Here is a 21,457-nt window from a genome sequence, read left to right as displayed (position 1 = left end):
GTGAGAGTTTTTTCTATTATAGAAGAAACTGGCGGAAGCTTTCGATCTGATCTTATATTGATATATTGATATTTTGTCGAAAAAACAATTTTTATGTAGAATAAAGCATTTTTTACAAAGAAAAAAGGTTTTCTGTAAAAGAATTAACCCTCTTGCCAAAATACGACTGATGGTGTAGGATATAAGAGAAGCTACATTGTTCGTATTGTTAATTAAGTTTTAACCTTTAAGCTGTAATAGGGAGTTTTATATCGAAGCCGGAATGTCATGCCTCCATTGCAGAGGACGACAGGAACGCTTCTGCAAACACCCACTTTGAGGAGTGGTGGTTTAAAACTTTCTTACTTGCGTACGGCATACGTAGCGAAAGCCATTTCCCTTGCGGAGATGGCTTTTTATTTTGAATTGCCCTTGGGCAGCGTACTTTATCATTATGATAAAATGAAAGAATCAAAGACAAAGTGAGGTTTTACAACATATGCTGGATAAAGCCCAATCCCTTCTGGCGCATTATTTTGGCTACGACAGTCTTCGCGCGGGCCAAAAGCAGGCGATACAATCAGTTGCAGAGGAGAGAAAAAACACGGTCTGCATTATGCCGACGGGGGGCGGAAAATCAATCTGCTATCAGATTCCCGCACTGCTGTTTGAAGGAACCACAATCGTTATTTCCCCTCTTATTTCTTTAATGAAAGATCAAGTGGACGCGCTTGAAGAAGCGGGTATCGCGGCAGCTTATATTAACAGCACCCAGACAAGCCGTGACATTCATGAGCGTCTGACCGGTTTGAAACAAGGGGCTTACCGGCTCTTTTACATCACACCGGAGCGTTTGACTTCTTCTGAATTCATTCACATCCTGCAGAATATTACGGTTCCTCTTGTCGCCATTGACGAAGCTCACTGTATATCGCAATGGGGACATGATTTCAGGCCGAGTTACCGGAATATCGAAATCCTTTTTAATGAATTAAAAGAACCGCCCGTCATCATCGCATTAACGGCGACGGCTACGCCTGAGGTTCATGATGACATCTGTAAGCAGCTTCATATTAAGAAAGAACAAACTGTATATACCGGTTTTGCCAGAGAGAATTTAACGTTTAAAGTAGTAAAGGGCGAAAACAAAGACCGGTTTATCGAGCGGTACCTCGAAAAAAATAAACACGAAGCCGGCATTATATATACAGCGACAAGAAAAGAAACCGACCGTTTATATGAGAAATTAAAACGCAGCGGCATCAATGCCGGCCGTTATCACGGCGGATTGGCGGATGATGACAGAAAAGACCAGCAGGAGCGGTTTCTTAACGATCAGATACAAGTGATGGTAGCTACGTCCGCTTTCGGAATGGGAATCGATAAGAGCAACATCAGGTTTGTTTTACACGCGCAGATCCCGAAAGATATGGAGAGCTATTACCAGGAAGCCGGACGGGCCGGGCGCGACGGCCTTAACAGCGAGTGTGTGCTCTTGTTTTCGCCGCAGGATATTATGGTGCAGCGTTTTTTAATAGACCAATCGGCCGCCGGAGAAGAAAAACAAAAGCAGGATCTCAAAAAACTGAGACAGATGGTGGATTACTGTCATACGGAAGATTGCCTGCAGCGGTTTATTCTGAAGTATTTCGGCGAGAATGAGGCGGAAGCTTGCGAAGCATGCGGCAATTGCACTGATACAAGGACCGCCCATGACGTCACAAAAGAAGCGCAGATGGTATTGTCATGCATCATCAGAATGAATGAGCGTTTCGGAAAAACGATGGTGGCGCAGGTGCTTAGCGGGTCTAAAAATAAAAAAGTGCTGGAAAACGGCTTCAGCAGCCTGTCCACTTACGGCATTATGAAGCATCAATCCGCAGCGGAAATCAGTGATTTTATCGAATTCCTTATTTCAGATGAATATATCAGAATGGCGGACGGCACATTTCCGACGCTTATGGTCACCCAAAAAGGCAGGGACGTTCTGCTTGGAAAAAGCGCAGTCGCGAGAAAAGAAGCCTTACAGGCCGCCGCCGTTACCGAAAATGATGAATTATTTGAGCTTCTCCGGCGTCTCCGCAAAGAGATTGCAGCTGAACAGGGTGTGCCTCCATTTGTCGTGTTCTCAGATCAGACGTTAAAAGAAATGTCGGCGAAACTTCCGAAAACAGATCAGGATCTTCTTTCCGTAAAAGGGGTCGGGGAACAAAAAAGATTGAAATACGGAGCGGTTTTTTTAGAAGAAATCCGAAATTATGTAAGAGAAACAGAGTGAAAAAAAGTTTTTTTAGAAATTTGCACATTGTGTTTTTCATTGGCGCCGGAAAAATCAGAAGCTTGAAAACCCTTGCTGTATCAAGGTTTCAGCAAGACTTACCAAGCGAGAGAAATGTTTCATGTAAAGGAACTGTAATCTAATTCAAATCGTTTTGTTATTGAACTGACATTTTCATATGTTACGATATCACCTGTTAGCCGCCAATAAAAAGCTAACAAGGGAGGATTTACTTATGAAGAAGACGATTATGTCCTTTGTCGCAGTTGCAGCAATTTCAACAACTGCATTTGGAGCTCACGCTTCTGCTAAAGAAATCACGGTGCAAAAGGGTGACACGCTCTGGGGGATCTCGCAAAAAAACGGAGTGAACCTAAAGGACTTAAAAGAATGGAATCAGTTATCTTCTGATTTAATCATTGAAGGAGAGAAACTGACTATTTCTTCAGTAGAAACAACCACATCTGGGCAGTACACAGTGAAGCAGGGCGACAGCCTCTGGAAAATTGCTCAGAAATTCGGAACATCAGTCGGCAATCTGAAAAGCTTGAATAACTTGCAATCAGATATAATTTACGCAGGCACAACGTTAAATGTGAAAGGTCAGGCTCAGGCTGCACAGCCGGCTCAAGAAGCCAGCCAGCCGCAAACTGAACAAAAACCAGCTGCTGAGACAGAACAGCCGAAACAAGAAGCTGTCAAAAACGAGCAGCCTAAACAAGAACCTGTTCAAGAACAACAACAACCTAAACAAGAAGCGAAGGCTGTCGAAGCAAAACAGCAGCCTGTTCAATCAAATACAAACCAACAAGAGCCTAAAAAGCAGCTGACAATGACTGCAACTGCTTACTCTGCTAACGACGGCGGCATTTCCGGTGTAACGGCAACCGGTGTTGACTTAAACAAAAACCCTGATGCAAAAGTCATCGCGGTAGACCCTAGTGTCATTCCGCTTGGCTCTAAGGTTTATGTTGAAGGTTACGGAGTGGCAACAGCAGCAGATACAGGCGGCGCAATTAAAGGAAATAAAATTGATGTATTTGTTGCAAAGAAAAGTGACGCTAACAACTGGGGCGTCAGAACAGTAAATGTTAAAGTATTAGACTAGTTTCATATAGAGATGAAGAACACAAGGCGAAATGCTTTGTGTTCTTTTTTTCTTCCCTTTTTTGACTGTATATAATCGTTATATGCGGAAAAAGAAAAAGCGTTTCTCTAATATAATAAGGAATGGATGTGAAAACGGAATCTGAAGGGATGTATGAATCTGATGGAGCCGGAATTTATATGTTTATGGAATGCCATCACAGAATCACCGGTGTTTCAAGCAGGTATATGCACCGCTTTTGCCATGGTGCTCGTAATCGGACTGTCTATGCCTGCTGTCAGGCTGTTTCAGGCGCTTGACAGAGGGAGAGGAAGGCCAGCCGTTATTGAAAAGGTGAGACGTACTGGCGTGATGAAGAATGGCAGACACGAGCTTGTACTTATTTTAAACGTAAAAAACCAAGACGGAACGCATGATAAACGTGAACTGACACACGCCGTATATAATGAAGAGATCAGCCGTTTTTATGAAGGAGCTTCCGTATGGGTGACGGCAGCGGCTGGCGGACGAATTATGATCGCTCCGCGCACGCCGCGGCATAAGGCGTCAAAATAAAAAGACGGGGCGGTTTTCCCGTCTTTATGTATTAATGCCGATCAATCCATATCCGTCCGCCTTCTGAGCCGGCTTCTATCCTGCATGTTCCTCCGATCGGGAATGTCATCAAAGGGGAGGTATGGCCGAAATCAGCATTTGCGATAACAGGCATGGATGACAGTTCTTCTTTTGTACGGATGACGGCACGCAGAGCCTCCTCAGACACATTTGAAGCATGCTGGAAACGTCCGATGACAATTCCCTTCACGGCTGAAAAAGCGGGAAGATGGATGAGTGACTGCAAATCCCGGTCAAACATATGAATGTCCGACATATGATCATCTTCTATAAACAGAATCACTTGTTCCATCTCCGGAAAGTATTCCGTGCCCTGCAGAAGATTCAGCGTGCATAGATTTCCTCCGATCAGTGTTCCTTCCGCATATCCGGGTTGAATAACGAACGGTCCCGGATTCCGATAAAAACGTCTGTCCTCCTGGTTCAAATACCATTTATCATCACTCCACTCGGATGAAGGTTTTACCTCATACGGGTTGTCAGAAGCACAGCAGGCCAAGAAAGAGTCAATCGTATAGTCCAGCCCTTTTTTCATGGCAAATGAAGAAAAATGGGGACCGGAATATGTAATAAGGCCGGTTTTTTGATATATGGCATGGCCGAGGGCGGTAATATCTGAATAGCCGCAAAGGATTTTCGGATGCCGCTTGATGTTTTCATAATCAAGATAGCGGAGCAGCTGATTTGATTGGAACCCGCCGAGTGTCGTCAAAATCGCTTTGATGTCAGGATCAGCGAAAGCTTCGTGCAGATCCCGTACACGCGATTCAATCGATGATGAATGAAATTCATTTATTTCTTTCGCATTCTCTGAAAAAGAGACACAAAAGCCCAGCTCCTCCAATTTTGTCTTCGCGGCATTTATATTTTCATCTGACATAGCGGACATGCTTGTGGCCGGAGACACAATACGAATGCCGTCGCCTTTTTTCAATTTTTCCGGATACAAAAAAACCCTCCTTAAATGGTTTAATCTATTACACCATATTAACGAGGGTTTATCTATCATTTTTTACAGGTCGACCCATTTAATGCCGCCTGATTGCGTATCATTGTCAATCCAGACATCAAATTGATGTTTTTCATAAAAATGAACGAGCCGGTCGACATGATCCCAATCACGCTTAGCGATATCGCCCGTCACTTTCGGGATATTCTGCTCTCTGGCGATATGTTTTAAAAATTTCATGCAGATCGAGCCGTAGCCGTGGTTCGGCGGGCCTTTAATATCCCCGATATGAATGGCATTGTCATAATAAGAAGCGATCAGTGAAAAACAGCCTCTTCCCCGGTAGGCTGATTCACAATCAGTCAGCATAATCTTACATGTTTGGCCATCATCAATCGAGGAAACAATGATCCAATCGTCATTGTTCGATTGATCAATACCAAGCACTCGCGCGTCTTTTGATACATCTATCAGATTTTCCCGCATTCTGAAAATCTGAAATTCAAGTTTATGAAGCTCTTTTTCCAGCTCTTTCTGATCTCTTTCTTCTGCAGTAAACAAAATCATACTCCTTTCACAGCGTAAAAGTCTTAGTCAAACACAAGTATCCATTGTAGTAAATGATGTCTTGGTTTGTAAATGGGTTTTACAAAAACTTTTTTAGAAAAGTCTGCCGTTTATATGTGGATTGACGTTTTTAAGGCGGTGCGGATAGGGAAAGGAACAGTGAGCAGCGGAAAAAGGAGGAATCTATAATGGCAATTGACTCACTCATCGGCAAATTGAAGTACGTAATGACGGAATCTCCTGATAAAATGCTTTCCTTATATGTAAATACGGATATGAGAAATCCGGATCAGCAGGGGGGAGAGTGGAAAATCGCCTTGAAAACCGGTTTTCGTAGATTAAAAGAGTATCTGTCTGTAAGTGATCCGGAAGAAGAAAAATCTCTCGTCCGCATCATGGAACGTGTCTATCAATATATCGATGGGCTTGGTAAAGAGATGCCGCGAAGTCTCGTATTTTTTGCATCGGGAGAAGGCGGCATCTGGGAGACGATTGAATTGCAGGTGCCTGTCGAAACACGATTTTATTGGGAAGAAACGGCTGTCCTTGATCAATTAGAACTTCTCCGTGAACAATTTCCGAGCACGGCTTTTATTCTCACCCAGCAGAATGAAGTGAAGATCATAGAAACCGTACTCGGAAAAATTGAAGGGGTGGAGCATTATCAATACGACGTCATCAATGAATCGTGGAAACCGCAGGATGTAAGCGGAAGCTCCGCATCGATGGAGGAAGACGCTGCCAAAGCCCATGTCGAAGAAAACCAAAACAGGCTGTATAAACGATTGGCTTCAAACCTTGATCAAAAGGCCGCTTCACACCAATGGGAGCGTCTCGTAATCGCAGGGGACAAAGAAACAGCCGATATTCTCGATCAGCATATGAATAAACCGATAGATCGGATCATTCCAAAAAATCTGTTGAATGAAAACGAACATAAAGTGATAGAAGAACTGTTGAAGGAAGCATAATATGACGAAAGGCCGGGTCTCAAACACCCGGTCTTTTTAGGGCTTAAGTTTGTCTAATTTCTGACGAAGCGGACGAAACCGTTGACATCAAAGCTGAATTCTCATACCATTTGGATAGTCAGTAAAATTGAGAGAGGTCATAAGATGAATCAGACAGAAAACAAACCTAAAAGTTATACCGGTATCGTGCTGACATTGACCGTTTTGATCAACGGGTTAATTGCGGTGCTGTTTTTTATGCCGAAATCGGGACAGGTCAGCATTGCCAATATTCATATTCTGCCGATGTTAAATGCTATTTTTAACAGCTTTACTTTTATCTTTTTGCTGGCAGCGCTCTTTATGATTAAGCAAAAAAATATTCAAGCGCATAAACGCTTTATTTTGGCGGCGTTTACGACGACTCTGCTGTTTTTGATCTGCTATGTCGTGTACCACTCGATAGCTGAGAATACTTTATTCGGCGGCCACGGCATCATTCGGGGGATTTATTTCTTTATTTTGATTACGCACATCTGTCTTTCCGCCGTTATCGTGCCGCTTGCGCTGTTTACGCTGATCAGAGGATTCAGCATGCAAGTGGAGCGCCACAAAAAAATCGCGAGATGGACGATGCCGCTCTGGCTGTATGTCAGTCTGACGGGTGTCATTGTATACTTAATGATCTCACCGTATTATTAAAAAAAGCCGTGCTCTGCGCGGCTTTTTTCTATTGATGGAAAAAGGCGCCTCATCAGGGCGCCTTTTACTCTTCAAGCGTTTCAAGTGTTGTTACATTTAAGGATTGTTCAACGGTTTTTGTTTTTGCTTTTACTTTTTCTGCGTACGTGTAATCACCATAGCAGTAGGGATAACGGAAATTGTCTTTGTTCCCTCCGCAAGTGTAAAGTTTCGGATTCTTTTTGACCTGCTGCTCGGAGTATTGTTTTGCCAGTTCCTCAGTATGCGATCCTCCATGTTCAGCCACAAAATCAATATAGCCGGCTCCCATGTTGTAGCTTTGTATAATCGTATCCAAGTCTACGCCTTTTTTCTTGCCTGTTTGGTACATGAGAGTGAATTGTTTGATTCCCTGTTTGATACTGGTTTGAGGGTTTTTAATCTCATTTCGCTTTAAACCCAGAGATTCTGAAGACTGCATGGGATCATTTCCTCTTCCTTTTGACTCCTGATATATCATGCCGAGTACAAGCGATGTATATTTGGTGAGTCCTTTTTCATCCAGCTCGTCTTCAACAAGCGGTTTGTAATCTGTCAGCCGTTCAAGCACGATCGGTTTGACATCAAACGGAAGACTTTTGAGCCATTCATTATTTGAAAATAACAGAATGAGGAAGAAGGAAACCATGACAAAAACACATATCATCATAAGACCCGCGGCAGCGAAACAGCCTTTTTTCTTTTTCTCCACTGTGTTTCACCCTCAATTTCAGGAGCATTATGACTTTTTCATTATGACACAGATGAATGCGCGAAACCAAGCGGAAACCCGTATTTGAAACATAAATTTAAAATAACGGTTCTTTTGTCAGGCGCAGGATGTATCTGCATCAAATGACATTTGGTATAATTGGGCTACTTGAGAAAAGAAGGGTGAGGTATATGACTGAATTTCACGAATCCGGAAACACGAATGACCCCGCTGTCGATTTAGATGAGGAAACTTTATTTTTGGTTGCCCAGACTTTTAAGGCGCTGTCTGATCCGACCAGAATCAGAATTCTCCATTTGCTGTCACAGGGTGAACATGCGGTAAATGATATCGCAGAAAAGCTGAATTTGCTGCAGTCTACCGTTTCTCATCAGCTGCGTTTTCTTAAAAATCTGCGCCTCGTCAAATCACGCAGAGAAGGAACATCCATCTATTATTCACCTGAGGATGAACATGTGTTAGATGTGCTTCAGCAAATGATTCACCATACGCGGCACGATTAAAAAACATCCCTGCTTTTTAGACAGGGATGTCAGCCGTACTGACTGTTATTGGTTTGGTCTCTGCTCGTTTTTAAAACATAAAAAGAGAAGCCGCTGTAATAAACTGCGATGAAATAAAAGATACTGATGGTCAGCGGATCGGCCCCGACCGTTTGGCTGTATGCCTCCGGATGGGTAAAGTCCGCTGTGACCCGGTATATTTCAATAACGCGATAAATAAATCTCGATAGGAATAACGTTAATAGAATAAGTTCAATCCACAGGTGAGTGCGAAAATACATTTTTCCGCGGCGTTCTTCAAAAGAAATGTTCCGTTTGGCAAACAGGACCAGAAGCCAGCCGCAAAAAGTGCCGAATATAAGATACCCGTATAAAGCCGGGTGTGTGATGCTGAAAAACGCCAGAGCGGCGGCCAGCAATGAAAATAAAATCATTCTTGTGTAAAGCCAGCGGGGTTTCAAAGGCTGAAAGCCGACGGACCGTTTCACCTTTTTATACAGAAAAAAGGCAATCATTAAGACAGGGCAGATGCTTTGAAGTGTGATATGCATGATGTGGAACTCCCCCTCCGTTGAGTAGTGTATGCTTATCCGGCTGGTTTTAGTAGTCTGATTTATTCGCAGGCTGAAAGCATCTTTTATCACAGTATGCGCGTTTCTTTTTTTGGCATGAGAGAAGCGCCCGCGCCTTTTTCAGGATTTAGACAGAAAACGCTTGATAAACTAACGGCATTAGTTATAATAAAACTAATGATATTAGTTTTAGGGGGATGTTGATGAGAATCTTACAATACGGAAGGGTTTGGCAGCTGACTTTTTTTCCAGCGCTTTTCCCGGTGAATTGTTATTTGGTTGAAGAAGAAGAAGGAGTAACCCTGATTGACGCCGGACTGCCTAACAGTCATAAAGGAATCAAACAAGCATTGCGGAAGCTTGGGAAGCCGCTGAATGACATATTACTCACCCACGCGCACGGGGATCACATCGGTTCGCTTGACTCATTAGCTGCGGAATTTCCGGATGCTTCCGTCTGTATTTCTGAGCGGGATTCTTTCTTGCTGAAAGGTGACACTTCTTTATTTGAGCATGAAGCACAAATGCCGATAAAGGGGGGAGTGCCGAAAAATGTTCAGACTGAACCTGATCGCCTGCTGAAAGGCGGCGAGCGGATCGGATCTTTACTTGTCATTCCCGCTCCCGGTCATACGCCGGGAAGCCTTGCTTTTAAAGATATGAGAAATGATATGCTGATCGTCGGAGATGCCTTTCAAGTACGGGGCGGCCTTGCTGTTTCAGGGAAGCTGAAATGGAAATTTCCGTTTCCGGCTTTTGCTACGTGGAATAAAGAAGAAGCTGTAAAAACAGCAAGAACGCTTATCGCTCATCAACCAAGCAGTCTGGCCGCCGGACATGGAAATGTTCTCTGCAATCCCGTTGAAATGATGGCTGAGGCTGCTGAGGAAGCCGAACGAAGCCTGCCGGGAGGCCGATCATAATGTCACCGAGAGTCGGGATGAGCCTTGACATGATATTGAGAGCCGCAGCAGGTATCGCTGACGATAAAGGGCTGAACGAAGTGACGCTTGCGGCCGTTGCAAAGTCCTTAAACGTAAAACCGCCTTCCCTTTATAATTTTGTCAATGGCCTTCAAGGAATTAAAACAGAGCTGGCTGTCTCCGGTTTAACTATGTTATATGAAAAAATGGCGGCCTCTTCAGAAGGACTGACGGGTGAAACTGCTTTGCTCGCTCTTGCCGATGCCTATATCAATTTCGCAGAAGCCAATCCCGGATTATATGACGCAACATTTCAAAAGATAAAAGACGGCCGGATTGAGAATCTGTCAAGCCTGCTTGTAGAGCTTGTTGTCAAGCAGCTGACAGCTAACGGTTATGCACAGTCTGACACTGCGATTCATGCTGCGAGAGGACTGAGGAGCCTTCTTCACGGATTTGCCGTGTTGAGAAAACAGAGTGCATTTGAATTAACCGAATCAATTAAAGAAAGCCGGAAGTTTGCAGTTGTTGCTTTCCTAAGAGGTTTACAGATGAGGGAACAATAATATTATTATGTAAACTAAATAAAAAAACGCATCATGTAAAAGGAGGGACAAATGGATTCATTACAACATATCATCTGTGAGCGGCGCACCTATTCACATATTTTTGATTCTCATGCACACACATACTGCCAAATGCTCTTTCCGCTCGAAGGACAGCTTGACTTGGAGACAGAAAGGCGTGAAATCAGATTAAAACCTGATCAAATGCTGTATATTCCGCCCGGGCATGAACATCGGTTCCGTTCTTTGGAGCGAAACGAATGTCTCGTTCTCGACATACCGGCATATTTTTTCAAAGGTCCATTTGACCCCGGCGTTCTGAATAAGCTTGATCCTTTTTGGACATCGATTCGGTTTTTGCTGACAGAAGAGACAAAGCAGCAGTCGGCTCATTCATTGAGTCTGCTTGCAGAATATATTGCTGAAAAGATACAAGAAAACCGTACGAATGATTCAATTGCGTATATCCGCCGAAATCTCTCAAAGACTTTTACAATTAAAGAGCTTGCCGCAATGGAACATTACCACCCGGCGTATTATTCCGACTGGTTTAAAAAGCAGACGGGGAAAAGCCCGCAAGCTTATATTGCTGAGCTCCGTATGAAGAAAGCGGAACAAATGCTTATTGAAACAAAATGCCGGCTGACAGACATCAGCCAGGAGGTCGGCTTTCAAAATTTGTCTTCCTTTACCAGATGGTTTGTCAGACATAAGGGAATAACGCCGCGCGTCTTCCGAAACACCTTTCAATCTGATAAATAATCCTGAAAATCGGTTAAATAAACTGCGTCTTTTTTTGATATCATGATTGTAAAAAAGGAGTTTTTGATATGGCAGTCATCGAAGATTTTATCAAGCTCGATCTCAGAATAGGAACGATCGTAAAAGCGGAAGTATTCCCGGAAGCAAAGGTGCCGGCCATTAAGATGACAATAGATTTCGGCGAAGAGATCGGCATGAAACAATCAAGCGCCCAGATTACAAAACGGTACGAACCGGATGATCTGACGGGCAGGCAGGTTACCGCTATTGTCAACTTTCCGCCGCGGCGGATCGCCGGATTTAAGTCGGAAGTTCTCGTTCTCGGCGGCATCCCGGAAAAAGGAGACGTTGTCCTGCTTACGCCAGAGCAGACAGTACCGAACGGAACGAAAATCGGATAATAAAAAAAGACGTTTGCAGAAGCAAACGTCTTTTGCGTATTGAGGCGATACACCACACGCCACATTCGTGTGTGCCGCAAGGGCATGTGCATCGGCTTACACAATTCAGCTCATCGCTATATGAATATAGCATGCCGGGTGTGGAAATGCAAGAGATTTTTTAATATATGTTATATCTGGCTTTGTTTTGCCGATCCCCGATTCCTTCGTGTAAGGTTTCGTTTGAAATTTTATGATCTTGAATAAAGCAGTTCGAGAAATGCAAGAGGGAATTTGAGCAAATTGTGACCTGAAGTGTGACCTGGAATTAAAATCCGGGTCTTTTTGTGTAAAAAATGCATGCGAAGAGACCATATAGGCATTAAATGTTATTACTGATGTCTTCATTTATCTTTTTGCTAAGTTTCTGAACCTTCTCTTTAACATTTGAAACAGCTCTTTTTTGAATTTCATCAAAGTTCTCCTGAATATAGTCCATGACACTTCTTATTAGAACTTCACTTTCAAAATTGAATATCTCATTTATTTCTGACTGTTCTTCATCTGTCAGGTGATGGTATTGAAGTTGTTTAGCATTTACTTCAGCAGCTGCATCAATCCTAACTTAGTTGTTCTGGCTGTACAATTTCATATTCACCTTCTGCATACTCTTGCTCCGCATAATGGCCTCCCCATTGACAGAGCTCCTGCAAGATAGGTTTAAGAGATTCTCCAAGTTCAGTGGATGAATATTCAACCTTCGGCGGTACTTGATTATACATCTTTCTGCTCACAAGTCCACTGGCTTCAAGCTCTCTAAGTGTTTGAATCAGCATTTTCTGAGTTATATTTGGGATAATGCGTTTTAATTCACTCGTTCTCTTTGGTCCATTCATTAAAAAGTATAATACAAGACCTTTCCATTTTCCGCCAATAACTTCCTTTGTCACTTCAAACCCACAGCTGAATTTTTTCATGTCTAAAGCTCTCCATTCCACATTTATTACTTTTTAGTTACTATATCACAAAAAAGTGGGTACTTCCGATAATGTGCTTACTGAAGGATACTATATCTTGTAAGTTGTTCTTCAAGTACTTAAAGGTACTAGACATAAAATAAAATTAATTCTAAAGGAGTGTTAAGTATGGGTAAATTTGAAGGTAAAATAGCGCTTGTAACGGGTGGAACAAGTGGGATTGGTCTTGCTGCAGCACAAAAATTTGTAAACGAAGGTGCATATGTTTATATCACGGGACGTAGATAAAACGAACTTGATAAAGCTGTTAACCAAATTGGCAAGAACGTAACCGGTGTTCAAGGTGATATTTCTAAGCTTGAAGACTTAGACAAACTATATGACATGATAAAGCAGGAAAAAGGTAAGTTGGACATTCTTTTTGCTAATGCGGGCACCGGCAGCTTCCTTCCATTAGGTGAAATTACTGAAGAGCAGGTTGATAGAACGTTCGGCATTAACGTTAAAGGAACCATCTTTACTGTTCAAAAAGCGTTATCACTATTCCCGGACAAAGTAGGTTCTATTATTGTAACGGGCTCTACTGCTGGATCAATTGGCAACCCAGCGTTTAGTGTATATGGAGCATCTAAAGCAGCATTAAGAGCACTAGTTCGCAACTGGATTCTTGACCTAAAAGATACTGAAATCCGTGTAAATGTGGTTAGTCCAGGAGCTATTCTTACACCTGCCTACGATGAGCTTTTTGGTGATGCACTTGAAGAAGTAATGGAAAATAGCAGAAATACTGTTCCAGCTGGAAAAGTTGGGACACCTGAAGAAGTAGCAAACGCTGTATCTTTCCTTGCTTCAGACGAAAGCAGTTACTTGACGGGTGTTGAATTGTTCGTAGATGGCGGGCTAGCACAGGTATAATTTCACTGCGCAGAGATTACAAATCGTCCCCAAAAAAGGTTAATGGGGATTTACTTGAAGAAGTCGTTTTCCTTAAAGGACAGGGAATTCGACTTTTTATGTTTGAATTTGATTAACGTTGTAAATTCGCATTTTCCTGGGCTACCACTAAATGACCTGTAAAAAAGATTACTTTGTGAATAAATGTACTTAAAGTAACGGGAAGGAGATGAAGACTGGGACGATTAATAAAAGAAAGCTCTCTTTTAGAGAGCTTTTTTCAGATTTTCAATTTTTAACAGGCTTTATAATGAGCAAACAGGCATTACTCAAAATACTCGCCGCGCCTATCCAAAGCAGCCATTGTGTTCCGGTCAGCCATGAGGCAGTTAGGATAAAGAGTCCAATGGCAATTGATATATAATTGCCGGCTCGGTCCAGTTTACGGTTGCTATGAATTTTATATTTAGCATGAGAAATAAATTGATCAATTTTATCTTTCAGCTCATAGCATTTTTCCTTCATCTTATCCTCTGTTTCTTTTACTTTTCGATAAAGCATATTATTCATCGTCTGCACTCCCATATCTCCGTTTTGAAAATTCAGCCATGATTTTTTCTTCATAGTCATCTGAGATGGATTGTGCCTGGTCTTCTACTTTTAAATGTGCTTTTTCTTCAAAACCGTCCTGTTCTTCACCATCAAAACGATAAAGTTTTTGCAATAGCCTCCAGAATGTTTCAACTTCTTCAGTTGTGAACTCATGAAACATATCCGCTAAAAAATAGGTGGATCTTTCTGAACAGGAAATTAACGCTTTTTTTCCTTCAGGGGTAATCTCAATATTGATTGCACGTTTATCCAGTTTGCTTGGCACCGTGTGAACATATCCTTTTTTCGCGAGGCTTGAAATTAATTTGTTAGCGGTTTGTTTTGTTGTGCCCAGCTTTTTAGCGATATTCATAAGTGTGGCATCTTCCGTCGGTAAATGGGCAATAGCAATAAGAGCCATATGCTGTCGGGAAGTTAACATTTCTAAGTATTCGTCCCCCCGAGTCTGCACCTTATTGACAACCGAAAATAATGATGCGTAACTTTGTTGCATAAAATGCAGTTCCTTCATTAGTAATTTAATATCCATAAATTATCTCCCAACTAAATTGTCACCATGTTGACAATTACAATATACATCACAAAGGGAAATAAGTCAACATGGTGACTAATAGGGACGGGTACGGCTGTTTTCAAAAATGTCACAGGCAGTCGGAGTGTTTACAAAAGGGGAAATAGTATAATAAATGCGAAAAGGGCTTTAATTCAAAGTGAGAAGGTGTTTGACATGCAGAAAGTGAACTGGTCAGAACGGTATGAATGGTTCAATAAACAAGATGAAAAAGACGGGCGTTTAATGGCGCTCCTTCGTCATGAGCTTACATATGAGGAAGTCATACGGTTATATAAGAAAGGGTTTTATTTGAAATCTAAAGAAGGGGATGTTTCGTTACGTAAGAACGATATCTGTCGTATGTTTGGGGTTGAAGAGAGGCAGGGCGGCAAATCTTAATGAACGGGAAGAGAAAAAACTCTTCCCGCTTTTCATAGCAGCTGTTATTCTTTTTCCAGCATGGAAGTCAGCCATTCTCTTAATGCCGTCTTCTGCACATACCGCTTTCCGTTTCTCGTGATATGCGGAATGTCATATATCCAAACCTCCAATAAACGTAATCATTTTTTATACGGTGAAGCCGGCCGAAGGATTCAGCCTTCAGCAAAACCGCCGGGCGTTTATTGCGGACGGTTTTGATTGCTGAGCTTTTCCACCTGCACCTTTCCGGAGAAGAAAACAGCACCTCCGCCCATATCCGCCAGCCGATCGGGCGTGAGTGAATTGACGAGCTGTTTTTTATCATCCATATCGGCCCAAAGACCTTGGCTCACCGCAACGCCGGGAAGCACCTGTTCGCCGACCGAAACAGTCAATTCGCACTCTCCGCGGTGATTCCAAACTCTAACGGTTTCTCCGTCTTCTATGTTCCGGCGTACAGCATCTTCTGTATGAATAAAAAGTTTTGGCGCTTTTTCCAGTTTTACGTGTTTTTCGTTATTTGAAAATGTCGAATTTAAAAAATTATGATTCGGTCCCGGGACAAATAAAAGCGGAAAATCGTCATCGCTCTCAAGAGGGATGTGTGTCGGCAGCGCCGGATAACCGTCCTGTTTCATCTTTTCCGAATATAATTCAATTCTTCCGCTCGGTGTCTTGAGCTTTCCCGGAAAAAGCGGTTTTTTCCGTTTGGCTTTCATAAAGGAATGGCGTGAGAGCGCCTCGTAATCAATATCCTCGATATACGGATTGTCGGGAAAGTCCAGCGCCTGTCTGATTAATTCTTCATCGGAATCCTGAAGCTCCTGCTCGGTAAATCCCATTGCTCCGGCAAGCAGACGGAACACTTCCGTATTCGATTTGCTGTCCCCGTAGGGTTCGATCACCGGTTTTTGCAGCTGAATAAAATGATGCCAGTAAGACGTGTAAAAATCCGTGTTTTCAAAAGCGGATGAAGCAGGGAGCACGATATCCGCATATTTGGCGGTTTCCGTTAAAAATAAATCGTGAACGACTGTAAATAAATCCTCCCGCAGCAGGCCTTTTCTGACTTTATTCGCTTCCGGCGCAACCACTGCGGGATTCGTACCGTAAATAAACAGGGAGCGCACGGGCGGTTTTGTTTCTAAAAGAACGCTTCCGAGCCTGTTCATATTAAATGATCGCGGCTTCCGGCCGTAAAGCAGATCAGGCCGCTGGAGCGCTTGTCTGTTATAGTTTAATACCGCGCTGTTGTGCTTGATTGCGCCTCCTCCGGTGTTGAGCCACTGTCCTGTAACAGCCGGAAGGCAGGCGACGGTGCGGACGATCATTCCGCCATTGTCATGGTGCTGAATGCCGTTTCCAATCCTGATAAGGGAAGGGGAGGTTTCCCCGTACATTCTCGCAAGGCGTCTGATATCGTCGGCTTTAATGCCTGTAATAGAAGAAACCGTTTCCGGATCATAGTGTTTAACATGCGCTTTTAATTCTTCACTGCCTTCGGTGTATTCTGTGAGAAATGCTTCATCGTGAAGGTTTTCGTCGAATAAGACATGCATGATACCGAGGGCGAGTGCGGCATCTGTGCCGGGGCGAATGGGAATAAACCAATCGGCAAGCCGGCCGGTTTGGTTCTTATGTACATCGATAACGACAATTTTAGCCCCTTTTTTCCGGGCTTTTTGAGCAATCATGATTTGGTGCATATTCGTGCTGACGGCATTGATCCCCCAAAAAATAAAGAGCTTTGCATGTATGGTCTCCTCCGGATCAGTACCCGCTCCTTCTCCCATTGTATAGTTATAACCTTCAGATCCGGCTTTGCTGCAAATCGTCCGTTCGAGATGACTCGCTCCGAGACGATGGAAAAAACGGCGGTCCATTCCCTCTGCCGCCAGTTTTCCCATATTGCCGTAAAAGCTGTACGGAAGAATGCTTTCCGCTCCTTCTTCGGCAATAAGCTCTTTCCAGCGCGAACTGATCGTATTGATTGCTTCCTCCCAGGAAATAGGCGCAAACGCGGCTTCACCTTTTTTACCGATCCGTTTTAATGGAACGGTTACGCGCTTCTCATCATAAATACGCTCAGCCATGTGTCTGACTTTGTTGCAAATATTCCCTGATGTGACCGGGTGATCGGGGTCTCCCTGAATGTTAATGATTTTTCCGTCTTTTTTTGTCACAAGCAAGCCGCATTGATCGGGACAGTCTAGGGAGCACACCGACTTAAAGACCCCGTTCGGCTGTGTTGCAGCAGAATTCATAGCCCATTTCTCCTCTTTGTTTATAATGTAAGCATTATAACATTTCAAAATCGAACGTCAATTCAGAAAAAAGTGTTGACATCACGGAAAGACTTTTCTATGATGAGTTTATTCTTTTAAACAGCCTGACAATTTCATCATTTTATTTTCTATCCAGAGAGGTGGAGGGACTGGCCCTATGAAACCTCGGCAACATTTAATGTGCCAATTCCAGCAAGCGTATGCTTGAAAGATAGGAAAGAATGGTCTATACATATTTGTGCGCTTCAAGCGTATAAAGACGGTATATGAATCTCTTTCCTTCTTTGAGGAAAGAGATTTTTTTTATGAAAAAATTTATGTGAAAAGGATGTTTTGCACCATGACGGTTTTAATTACCGCGCCATATCACGACGAGGGGCTGAAGGAGCTGACTGAGCTGTTCGGCCGGACTGTGCACCGGCCGTGGAAGAAGCACGGCCGGGCCTATCGGGAAGATGAATTAATCCGAATGATTCAAGAGACAAACGCGTCGGGGCTTATTACCGAACTTGATGAGGTGTCTGAGCGTGTTATTGACATATTGCCGGATTCCGCTTTTATCGGTGTCTGCAGAGGGATGCCGTCTAATGTGGATATTGCGGCGGCGACTAAAAGAAAAATCCCCGTTTTCTTTACACCGGCCCGCAATGCCCAGGCCGTTGCTGAAATGTTTATCGGAAATGTGATTTCATTTTTGCGTCATACGTATTCTTCCCATCAGTGGCTGAAGGACGGGAAGTGGAATGGTGATTATTTGCAGGCTTACGTCAAATTCAGAGGAAATGAGCTGACGGGGAAAACAGTCGGCCTTATCGGTTTCGGTGCTGTCGGACAGAGAATCGCCCGGCTATTGGCCGCTTTTGATTGCAAGGTGCTTTACTATGATCCATTTGTCCGTCATGAAAACCGGGAGTATGAAAAAACGACGATTGAACGGGTATTTTCTGAAAGTGATATTGTTTCCGTTCACTTGCCGCGCACAGAAGAAACCATCGGCCTTATCGGCGCCCGGCACTTTCAATTGATGAAACAGGAAGCTGTTTTTGTCAATACGTCAAGAGCGGCGGTTACAGACAGGGAAGAGCTGCTGCGGGTGCTGAAAGAACGGCGGATTAAGGGAGCGATCCTTGACGTGTTTTATCATGAACCGCCTGAATCTTCTGATTATGATTTGATCTCTTTGCCGAATGTGTTCGCGACTCCCCATTTAGCGGGCGCAACATTTGAAGTGGAAGATCATCATGTGAAGATTTTAAATGAAGCGCTTTTCAAATGGAAACAAGATCAAACCTGCTCAATACGTGAACTTTATAACAAAAGAGAACTTGAAACGGAAGGAGGAGGCTGTAATGGCTGAACAAAAAGGCTACCTTGTATTTGACATCGGGACGGGGAATGCGCGAGTTGCGGTCGTGACTGCCGGCGGCGAAGTGACCGCGCTTGAAAGGGAAGACATTGAATATGTGACGGATCCGCTTTATCCGGACGGACGATATTTCTCACCGGAAGGGTTATGGATGCAAATCAGCGCTATGGCAAGAAAGGCTATTGCCAAGAGCCCTCATATTACATTGATCGGAATCACCTCAACAAGCCAGAGGCAGGGAATCGTTCTGATCAATAAAGATAAAAAGGCATTTCTCGGTCTGCCCAACATTGATAACAGAGGGCGTGAATGGGAAGGCGGGATTGAAGCAGAAGAAGAAGTGCATCAGCAAACCGGACGTCTTCCGAGCGCTTTATTTTCCGCCATGAAACTTGTCGGATTAAAAGCCAGACAGCCGTCTTTATGGAAAGAAGTGAAGTGCATCACAAGCGTCAGTGACTGGGTGACATTTGAGCTGAGCGGAATTTTAAGCTATGAACCGTCACAGGCTGCTGAAACACTGCTGTTTGACGTAAGGAAAAAGGCGTGGTCAGAGAAATTATGCAACATCTTCGGTGTGCCTTCTGCCATTCTTCCTTCACTCGTCCGATCTGGGGCGGTTGTCGGAATGTTAACGTTTAAGAAAGCGGCGGTGCTCGGTCTTTCTGAAAGAGTGCCTGTGATTGCAGGCGGGGGAGACACACAGCTTGCCATCAAAAGTGCAGATGCAAAGCCGGGAGATATCGTCATCGTATCCGGCACAACGACGCCGATTACAAAGATAACAGCGGAGACCGGAACCGAAAGTTTAGAGAATGCATGGCTGAATTGCCATACAGAAGAAGGTCAATGGCTTCTTGAAACGAATCCGGGTGTAACAGGACTCAATTATCAAAAATTAAAATCCATTTTTTATCCGAATGAATCCTACAGCGTCATGGAACGGGAAATCGCAAGTCTGCCGAAACATGATCATGCCTGTATTTCTGCGTTAGGCTCCTATTTATCGCCTGAGAAAAACGCACTGGCAAAAGGCGGATTTATATTTGACGCTCCCCTGTCCCAAAACTTAAGCAGAGCCCATTTTGTTAAAGCCGCACTGCTGGAAATCGCTTTTTCAATCAAATGGAACTATGAGGCGTTAACAGAGGCGGCTTCCTTTTCACAAGATTATGTGAAGGTGTGCGGCGGCGGTTTCCAAAGTGATGCTTTGACGCAGTTTCTTGCTAACCTTCTTCAAAAGAAAATCTATAAGAGAGAGGGGTTCAGCCAGGCATCCGCAATGGGAGCGGTGATGATTTGCAACGAAGCTCTCGGTGTGAAAGCAGAGCTTTCGACCCGCACAAAGATAATTGAGCCGGAAGCGGATCAGACGGATCTCTTCCTATATGAAGAATGGAAACATACGCAAAAATTATTTACTCATTTTCAGCCGGCGGTGAAAGCCTGACTTGGGGATGAGATGACAACATGAAAGATTGCTGAGGAGGAACAAAAATGCTTAATAAAATAGGAATTCCAAAACAGCTCGCCTGGGGATTTTTAGGGGTCGTGCTGTTTATGATGGGGGACGGCCTTGAACAAGGCTGGCTCAGCCCGTTTTTAGTTGAAAACGGCTTGACGGTACAGCAATCAGCATCCTTGTTTACGGTTTACGGTATTTCTCTTGCTGTGGCGTCGTGGTTTTCAGGGGTCTGCCTCGAAGCCTTCGGCGCAAAGCGGACGATGTTTATGGGGCTGTTGTTTTACGTCATCGGAACAGCCGCGTTTATCGCATACGGATTTGAGAATCTTAATTTGCCGGTGATGTATGTCACGTATTTTATTAAAGGGCTGGGTTACCCGCTGTTTGCCTATTCATTTTTGACATGGGTGATTTACCGGTCGCCGAAAAACAGGCTCAGTACGGCGGTCGGCTGGTTCTGGATTGCATATTGCTGCGGGATGTTTGTATTCGGTGCTTGGTATTCAAGCTGGGCCATCAAATCCTTCGGCTATTTGAATACGCTGTGGAGTTCAATTTTCTGGGTATGTCTCGGCGCGTTTTTTGCTTTGATTTTAAATAGGGACCGCTTTGAAAAGAAAAAGGCAGATAAGCGGGAAAAGGCGCAGGAATTAATGAAGGGAATCACCATCCTTGCTGAAAATCCGCGCGTGCTCTCTGGGGGGATCATTCGGATCATTAACAGCATCGGAACATACGGATTTCCGGTATTCCTCCCGATGCATATGGCGCAGCACGGCATTTCTACAAATGTATGGCTTCAAATTTGGGGAACGATCTTTCTCGGAAATATCGTTTTTAACTTAATATTCGGCGCAGTCGGCGATGCCTTCGGCTGGAAAAAGACCGTCATGTGGTTCGGAGGAGTGGGCTGCGGCATTTTTACTCTTTTATTATATTATGCTCCTGTTGTATCACATGGGAACTTGCTTTTCGTCAGCATAGTCGGTTTTATATGGGGAGGGCTCCTCGCCGGGTTCGTTCCGATCGGGGCTATCGTGCCGACGGCGGCCGGCAGCAATAAAGGTGCCGCCATGTCTGTGTTAAATCTGGCTGCGGGCCTGTCGGCATTTGTCGGCCCCGCGCTTGCCTGGGCGTTCATCGGGCTTGTCGGCGCACAAGGCGTTGTATGGATTTTCGCAGCGCTCTATTTCGTAAGTGCAATCTTGACAAATCAAATCAAAATACCTGAAGAGAAAACGGCAAAACACAATAAAGCATTGCCTGAATACGCTTCTTAA

General features: G+C 43.8%; 22 protein-coding genes, 1 other RNA gene, 1 pseudogene and 1 riboswitch. Of the genes and pseudogenes, 16 read left to right on the top strand and 8 right to left on the bottom strand.

From position 1 onward, the window contains the following. The first annotated feature begins 185 nt into the window (after window positions 1-185). The 4 genes from ssrS (at window position 186) to ACWJJS_RS10620 (ending at window position 3,920) form a co-directional block, all read left to right on the top strand. Window positions 186-371, top strand: a non-coding RNA gene (ssrS, locus tag ACWJJS_RS10635) — 6S RNA. A 107-nt stretch (window positions 372-478) separates the two neighbouring features. Continuing rightward, window positions 479-2,257: a DNA helicase RecQ gene (gene recQ / locus ACWJJS_RS10630; protein WP_003153793.1), complete on the top strand. Its 1,779-nt coding sequence runs from the start codon at window positions 479-481 to the stop codon at window positions 2,255-2,257. 235 nt (window positions 2,258-2,492) lie between these two features. Next, entirely contained in the window at window positions 2,493-3,365 is an 873-nt protein-coding gene (locus ACWJJS_RS10625; RefSeq protein WP_003153795.1) for a 3D domain-containing protein, read from the top strand. A 162-nt stretch (window positions 3,366-3,527) separates the two neighbouring features. Then, window positions 3,528-3,920, top strand: coding sequence for a hypothetical protein (locus ACWJJS_RS10620; RefSeq protein ID WP_167860608.1), 393 nt, complete (start codon window positions 3,528-3,530; stop codon window positions 3,918-3,920). A 31-nt stretch (window positions 3,921-3,951) separates the two neighbouring features. On the opposite strand, the gene ACWJJS_RS10615 is transcribed toward ACWJJS_RS10620, so the two are convergent. Next, entirely contained in the window at window positions 3,952-4,929 is a 978-nt protein-coding gene (locus tag ACWJJS_RS10615) for a S66 family peptidase (protein ID WP_367069039.1), read from the bottom strand. 63 nt (window positions 4,930-4,992) lie between these two features. Next, a complete protein-coding gene (locus ACWJJS_RS10610) occupies window positions 4,993-5,496 on the bottom strand; it encodes an N-acetyltransferase (protein WP_014305189.1) in 504 nt (167 codons plus the stop codon). A 188-nt stretch (window positions 5,497-5,684) separates the two neighbouring features. On the opposite strand from ACWJJS_RS10610, the gene ACWJJS_RS10605 reads away from it, so the two are divergent. Further along, window positions 5,685-6,467 carry a VLRF1 family aeRF1-type release factor gene (locus ACWJJS_RS10605; RefSeq protein ID WP_172614750.1) on the top strand — a complete coding sequence of 261 codons (783 nt, stop codon included), beginning with the start codon at window positions 5,685-5,687 and terminating at the stop codon, window positions 6,465-6,467. Between the two features lie 144 nt (window positions 6,468-6,611). Beyond that, window positions 6,612-7,148 carry a DUF420 domain-containing protein gene (locus ACWJJS_RS10600; RefSeq protein WP_003153801.1) on the top strand — a complete coding sequence of 179 codons (537 nt, stop codon included), beginning with the start codon at window positions 6,612-6,614 and terminating at the stop codon, window positions 7,146-7,148. A 64-nt stretch (window positions 7,149-7,212) separates the two neighbouring features. Here ACWJJS_RS10600 and ACWJJS_RS10595 read toward each other — a convergent pair whose 3' ends face one another. Beyond that, window positions 7,213-7,878, bottom strand: a complete 666-nt coding sequence (locus ACWJJS_RS10595; RefSeq protein ID WP_003153802.1) for a lysozyme family protein — start codon at window positions 7,876-7,878, stop codon at window positions 7,213-7,215. A gap of 191 nt (window positions 7,879-8,069) precedes the next feature. On the opposite strand from ACWJJS_RS10595, the gene czrA reads away from it, so the two are divergent. Then, window positions 8,070-8,402: a Zn(II)-responsive metalloregulatory transcriptional repressor CzrA gene (czrA, locus tag ACWJJS_RS10590; RefSeq protein WP_007407993.1), complete on the top strand. Its 333-nt coding sequence runs from the start codon at window positions 8,070-8,072 to the stop codon at window positions 8,400-8,402. Between the two features lie 29 nt (window positions 8,403-8,431). On the opposite strand, the gene ACWJJS_RS10585 is transcribed toward czrA, so the two are convergent. After that, complete coding sequence (locus ACWJJS_RS10585) at window positions 8,432-8,953, bottom strand: hypothetical protein (RefSeq protein ID WP_025852285.1); 522 nt, start codon at window positions 8,951-8,953, stop codon at window positions 8,432-8,434. 224 nt (window positions 8,954-9,177) lie between these two features. On the opposite strand from ACWJJS_RS10585, the gene ACWJJS_RS10580 reads away from it, so the two are divergent. The 4 genes from ACWJJS_RS10580 (at window position 9,178) to csaA (ending at window position 11,626) form a co-directional block, all read left to right on the top strand. Next, window positions 9,178-9,897, top strand: coding sequence for an MBL fold metallo-hydrolase (locus ACWJJS_RS10580; RefSeq protein ID WP_167860203.1), 720 nt, complete (start codon window positions 9,178-9,180; stop codon window positions 9,895-9,897). Next, on the top strand, window positions 9,897-10,463 hold the full coding sequence (locus ACWJJS_RS10575) for a TetR/AcrR family transcriptional regulator (RefSeq protein WP_031379043.1): 567 nt from the start codon (window positions 9,897-9,899) through the stop codon (window positions 10,461-10,463). Before ACWJJS_RS10580 ends, ACWJJS_RS10575 begins: the two co-directional genes overlap by 1 nt. A 51-nt stretch (window positions 10,464-10,514) precedes the next feature. After that, a complete protein-coding gene (locus tag ACWJJS_RS10570) occupies window positions 10,515-11,225 on the top strand; it encodes an AraC family transcriptional regulator (RefSeq protein WP_101563093.1) in 711 nt (236 codons plus the stop codon). Between the two features lie 68 nt (window positions 11,226-11,293). Continuing rightward, window positions 11,294-11,626, top strand: coding sequence for a chaperone CsaA (csaA, locus tag ACWJJS_RS10565; RefSeq protein WP_025852277.1), 333 nt, complete (start codon window positions 11,294-11,296; stop codon window positions 11,624-11,626). A gap of 599 nt (window positions 11,627-12,225) precedes the next feature. Here csaA and ACWJJS_RS10560 read toward each other — a convergent pair. After that, window positions 12,226-12,582, bottom strand: coding sequence for a winged helix-turn-helix transcriptional regulator (locus ACWJJS_RS10560; RefSeq protein ID WP_014417586.1), 357 nt, complete (start codon window positions 12,580-12,582; stop codon window positions 12,226-12,228). A 168-nt stretch (window positions 12,583-12,750) separates the two neighbouring features. On the opposite strand from ACWJJS_RS10560, the pseudogene ACWJJS_RS10555 reads away from it, so the two are divergent. After that, window positions 12,751-13,497 (top strand): annotated as a pseudogene (locus ACWJJS_RS10555) (SDR family NAD(P)-dependent oxidoreductase). Window positions 13,498-13,764: 267 nt separating this feature from the next. Here ACWJJS_RS10555 and ACWJJS_RS10550 read toward each other — a convergent pair. Both ACWJJS_RS10550 and ACWJJS_RS10545 read right to left on the bottom strand, forming a co-directional pair. Beyond that, complete coding sequence (locus ACWJJS_RS10550) at window positions 13,765-14,046, bottom strand: hypothetical protein (RefSeq protein ID WP_070081957.1); 282 nt, start codon at window positions 14,044-14,046, stop codon at window positions 13,765-13,767. Next, window positions 14,039-14,617, bottom strand: a complete 579-nt coding sequence (locus tag ACWJJS_RS10545) for a MarR family winged helix-turn-helix transcriptional regulator (protein WP_454023563.1) — start codon at window positions 14,615-14,617, stop codon at window positions 14,039-14,041. The genes ACWJJS_RS10550 and ACWJJS_RS10545 overlap by 8 nt, the downstream gene beginning before the upstream one ends. A 198-nt stretch (window positions 14,618-14,815) precedes the next feature. Here ACWJJS_RS10545 and ACWJJS_RS10540 point away from each other — a divergent pair, with 198 nt between their 5' ends. Then, window positions 14,816-15,040 carry a hypothetical protein gene (locus tag ACWJJS_RS10540; protein WP_031379048.1) on the top strand — a complete coding sequence of 75 codons (225 nt, stop codon included), beginning with the start codon at window positions 14,816-14,818 and terminating at the stop codon, window positions 15,038-15,040. Window positions 15,041-15,261: 221 nt separating this feature from the next. Here ACWJJS_RS10540 and ACWJJS_RS10535 read toward each other — a convergent pair whose 3' ends face one another. Then, window positions 15,262-17,325, bottom strand: coding sequence for a molybdopterin oxidoreductase family protein (locus tag ACWJJS_RS10535; RefSeq protein WP_416405587.1), 2,064 nt, complete (start codon window positions 17,323-17,325; stop codon window positions 15,262-15,264). Between the two features lie 146 nt (window positions 17,326-17,471). Beyond that, window positions 17,472-17,564, top strand: a riboswitch (SAM riboswitch). Window positions 17,565-17,686: 122 nt separating this feature from the next. Between ACWJJS_RS10535 and ACWJJS_RS10530 the strand changes: the two genes are divergently transcribed. The 3 genes from ACWJJS_RS10530 to ACWJJS_RS10520 are packed head-to-tail and all read left to right on the top strand — an operon-like array spanning window position 17,687 to window position 21,457. Continuing rightward, the gene (locus tag ACWJJS_RS10530; RefSeq protein WP_094247881.1) at window positions 17,687-18,703 is read left to right on the top strand and encodes a 2-hydroxyacid dehydrogenase; all 1,017 of its coding nucleotides are present in this window, start codon (window positions 17,687-17,689) and stop codon (window positions 18,701-18,703) included. Next, on the top strand, window positions 18,696-20,162 hold the full coding sequence (locus tag ACWJJS_RS10525; protein ID WP_454023562.1) for an FGGY-family carbohydrate kinase: 1,467 nt from the start codon (window positions 18,696-18,698) through the stop codon (window positions 20,160-20,162). Before ACWJJS_RS10530 ends, ACWJJS_RS10525 begins: the two co-directional genes overlap by 8 nt. Before the next feature lie 47 nt (window positions 20,163-20,209). After that, window positions 20,210-21,457 carry an RbtT/DalT/CsbX family MFS transporter gene (locus ACWJJS_RS10520; protein ID WP_014305179.1) on the top strand — a complete coding sequence of 416 codons (1,248 nt, stop codon included), beginning with the start codon at window positions 20,210-20,212 and terminating at the stop codon, window positions 21,455-21,457.

It is taken from the genome of Bacillus sp. JK106, assembly GCF_053663355.1.
Note: the sequence above shows the minus strand (reverse complement) of the source record. Positions and strands in the feature narration are given on the sequence as shown.

Excerpts from the sequence above, each read along its gene's own strand:
- recQ (WP_003153793.1), top strand. The coding sequence starts at position 479 with ATGCTGGATAAAGCCCAATCCCTTCTGGCGCATTATTTTGGCTACGAC.
- ACWJJS_RS10625 (WP_003153795.1), top strand. The coding sequence starts at position 2,493 with ATGAAGAAGACGATTATGTCCTTTGTCGCAGTTGCAGCAATTTCAACA.
- ACWJJS_RS10620 (WP_167860608.1), top strand. The coding sequence starts at position 3,528 with ATGGAGCCGGAATTTATATGTTTATGGAATGCCATCACAGAATCACCG.
- ACWJJS_RS10610 (WP_014305189.1), bottom strand. The coding sequence starts at position 5,496 with ATGATTTTGTTTACTGCAGAAGAAAGAGATCAGAAAGAGCTGGAAAAA.
- ACWJJS_RS10605 (WP_172614750.1), top strand. The coding sequence starts at position 5,685 with ATGGCAATTGACTCACTCATCGGCAAATTGAAGTACGTAATGACGGAA.
- ACWJJS_RS10600 (WP_003153801.1), top strand. The coding sequence starts at position 6,612 with ATGAATCAGACAGAAAACAAACCTAAAAGTTATACCGGTATCGTGCTG.
- czrA (WP_007407993.1), top strand. The coding sequence starts at position 8,070 with ATGACTGAATTTCACGAATCCGGAAACACGAATGACCCCGCTGTCGAT.
- ACWJJS_RS10585 (WP_025852285.1), bottom strand. The coding sequence starts at position 8,953 with ATGCATATCACACTTCAAAGCATCTGCCCTGTCTTAATGATTGCCTTT.
- ACWJJS_RS10580 (WP_167860203.1), top strand. The coding sequence starts at position 9,178 with ATGAGAATCTTACAATACGGAAGGGTTTGGCAGCTGACTTTTTTTCCA.
- ACWJJS_RS10575 (WP_031379043.1), top strand. The coding sequence starts at position 9,897 with ATGTCACCGAGAGTCGGGATGAGCCTTGACATGATATTGAGAGCCGCA.
- ACWJJS_RS10570 (WP_101563093.1), top strand. The coding sequence starts at position 10,515 with ATGGATTCATTACAACATATCATCTGTGAGCGGCGCACCTATTCACAT.
- csaA (WP_025852277.1), top strand. The coding sequence starts at position 11,294 with ATGGCAGTCATCGAAGATTTTATCAAGCTCGATCTCAGAATAGGAACG.
- ACWJJS_RS10560 (WP_014417586.1), bottom strand. The coding sequence starts at position 12,582 with ATGAAAAAATTCAGCTGTGGGTTTGAAGTGACAAAGGAAGTTATTGGC.
- ACWJJS_RS10550 (WP_070081957.1), bottom strand. The coding sequence starts at position 14,046 with ATGAATAATATGCTTTATCGAAAAGTAAAAGAAACAGAGGATAAGATG.
- ACWJJS_RS10545 (WP_454023563.1), bottom strand. The coding sequence starts at position 14,617 with ATGGATATTAAATTACTAATGAAGGAACTGCATTTTATGCAACAAAGT.
- ACWJJS_RS10540 (WP_031379048.1), top strand. The coding sequence starts at position 14,816 with ATGCAGAAAGTGAACTGGTCAGAACGGTATGAATGGTTCAATAAACAA.
- ACWJJS_RS10535 (WP_416405587.1), bottom strand. The coding sequence starts at position 17,325 with ATGAATTCTGCTGCAACACAGCCGAACGGGGTCTTTAAGTCGGTGTGC.
- ACWJJS_RS10530 (WP_094247881.1), top strand. The coding sequence starts at position 17,687 with ATGACGGTTTTAATTACCGCGCCATATCACGACGAGGGGCTGAAGGAG.
- ACWJJS_RS10525 (WP_454023562.1), top strand. The coding sequence starts at position 18,696 with ATGGCTGAACAAAAAGGCTACCTTGTATTTGACATCGGGACGGGGAAT.
- ACWJJS_RS10520 (WP_014305179.1), top strand. The coding sequence starts at position 20,210 with ATGCTTAATAAAATAGGAATTCCAAAACAGCTCGCCTGGGGATTTTTA.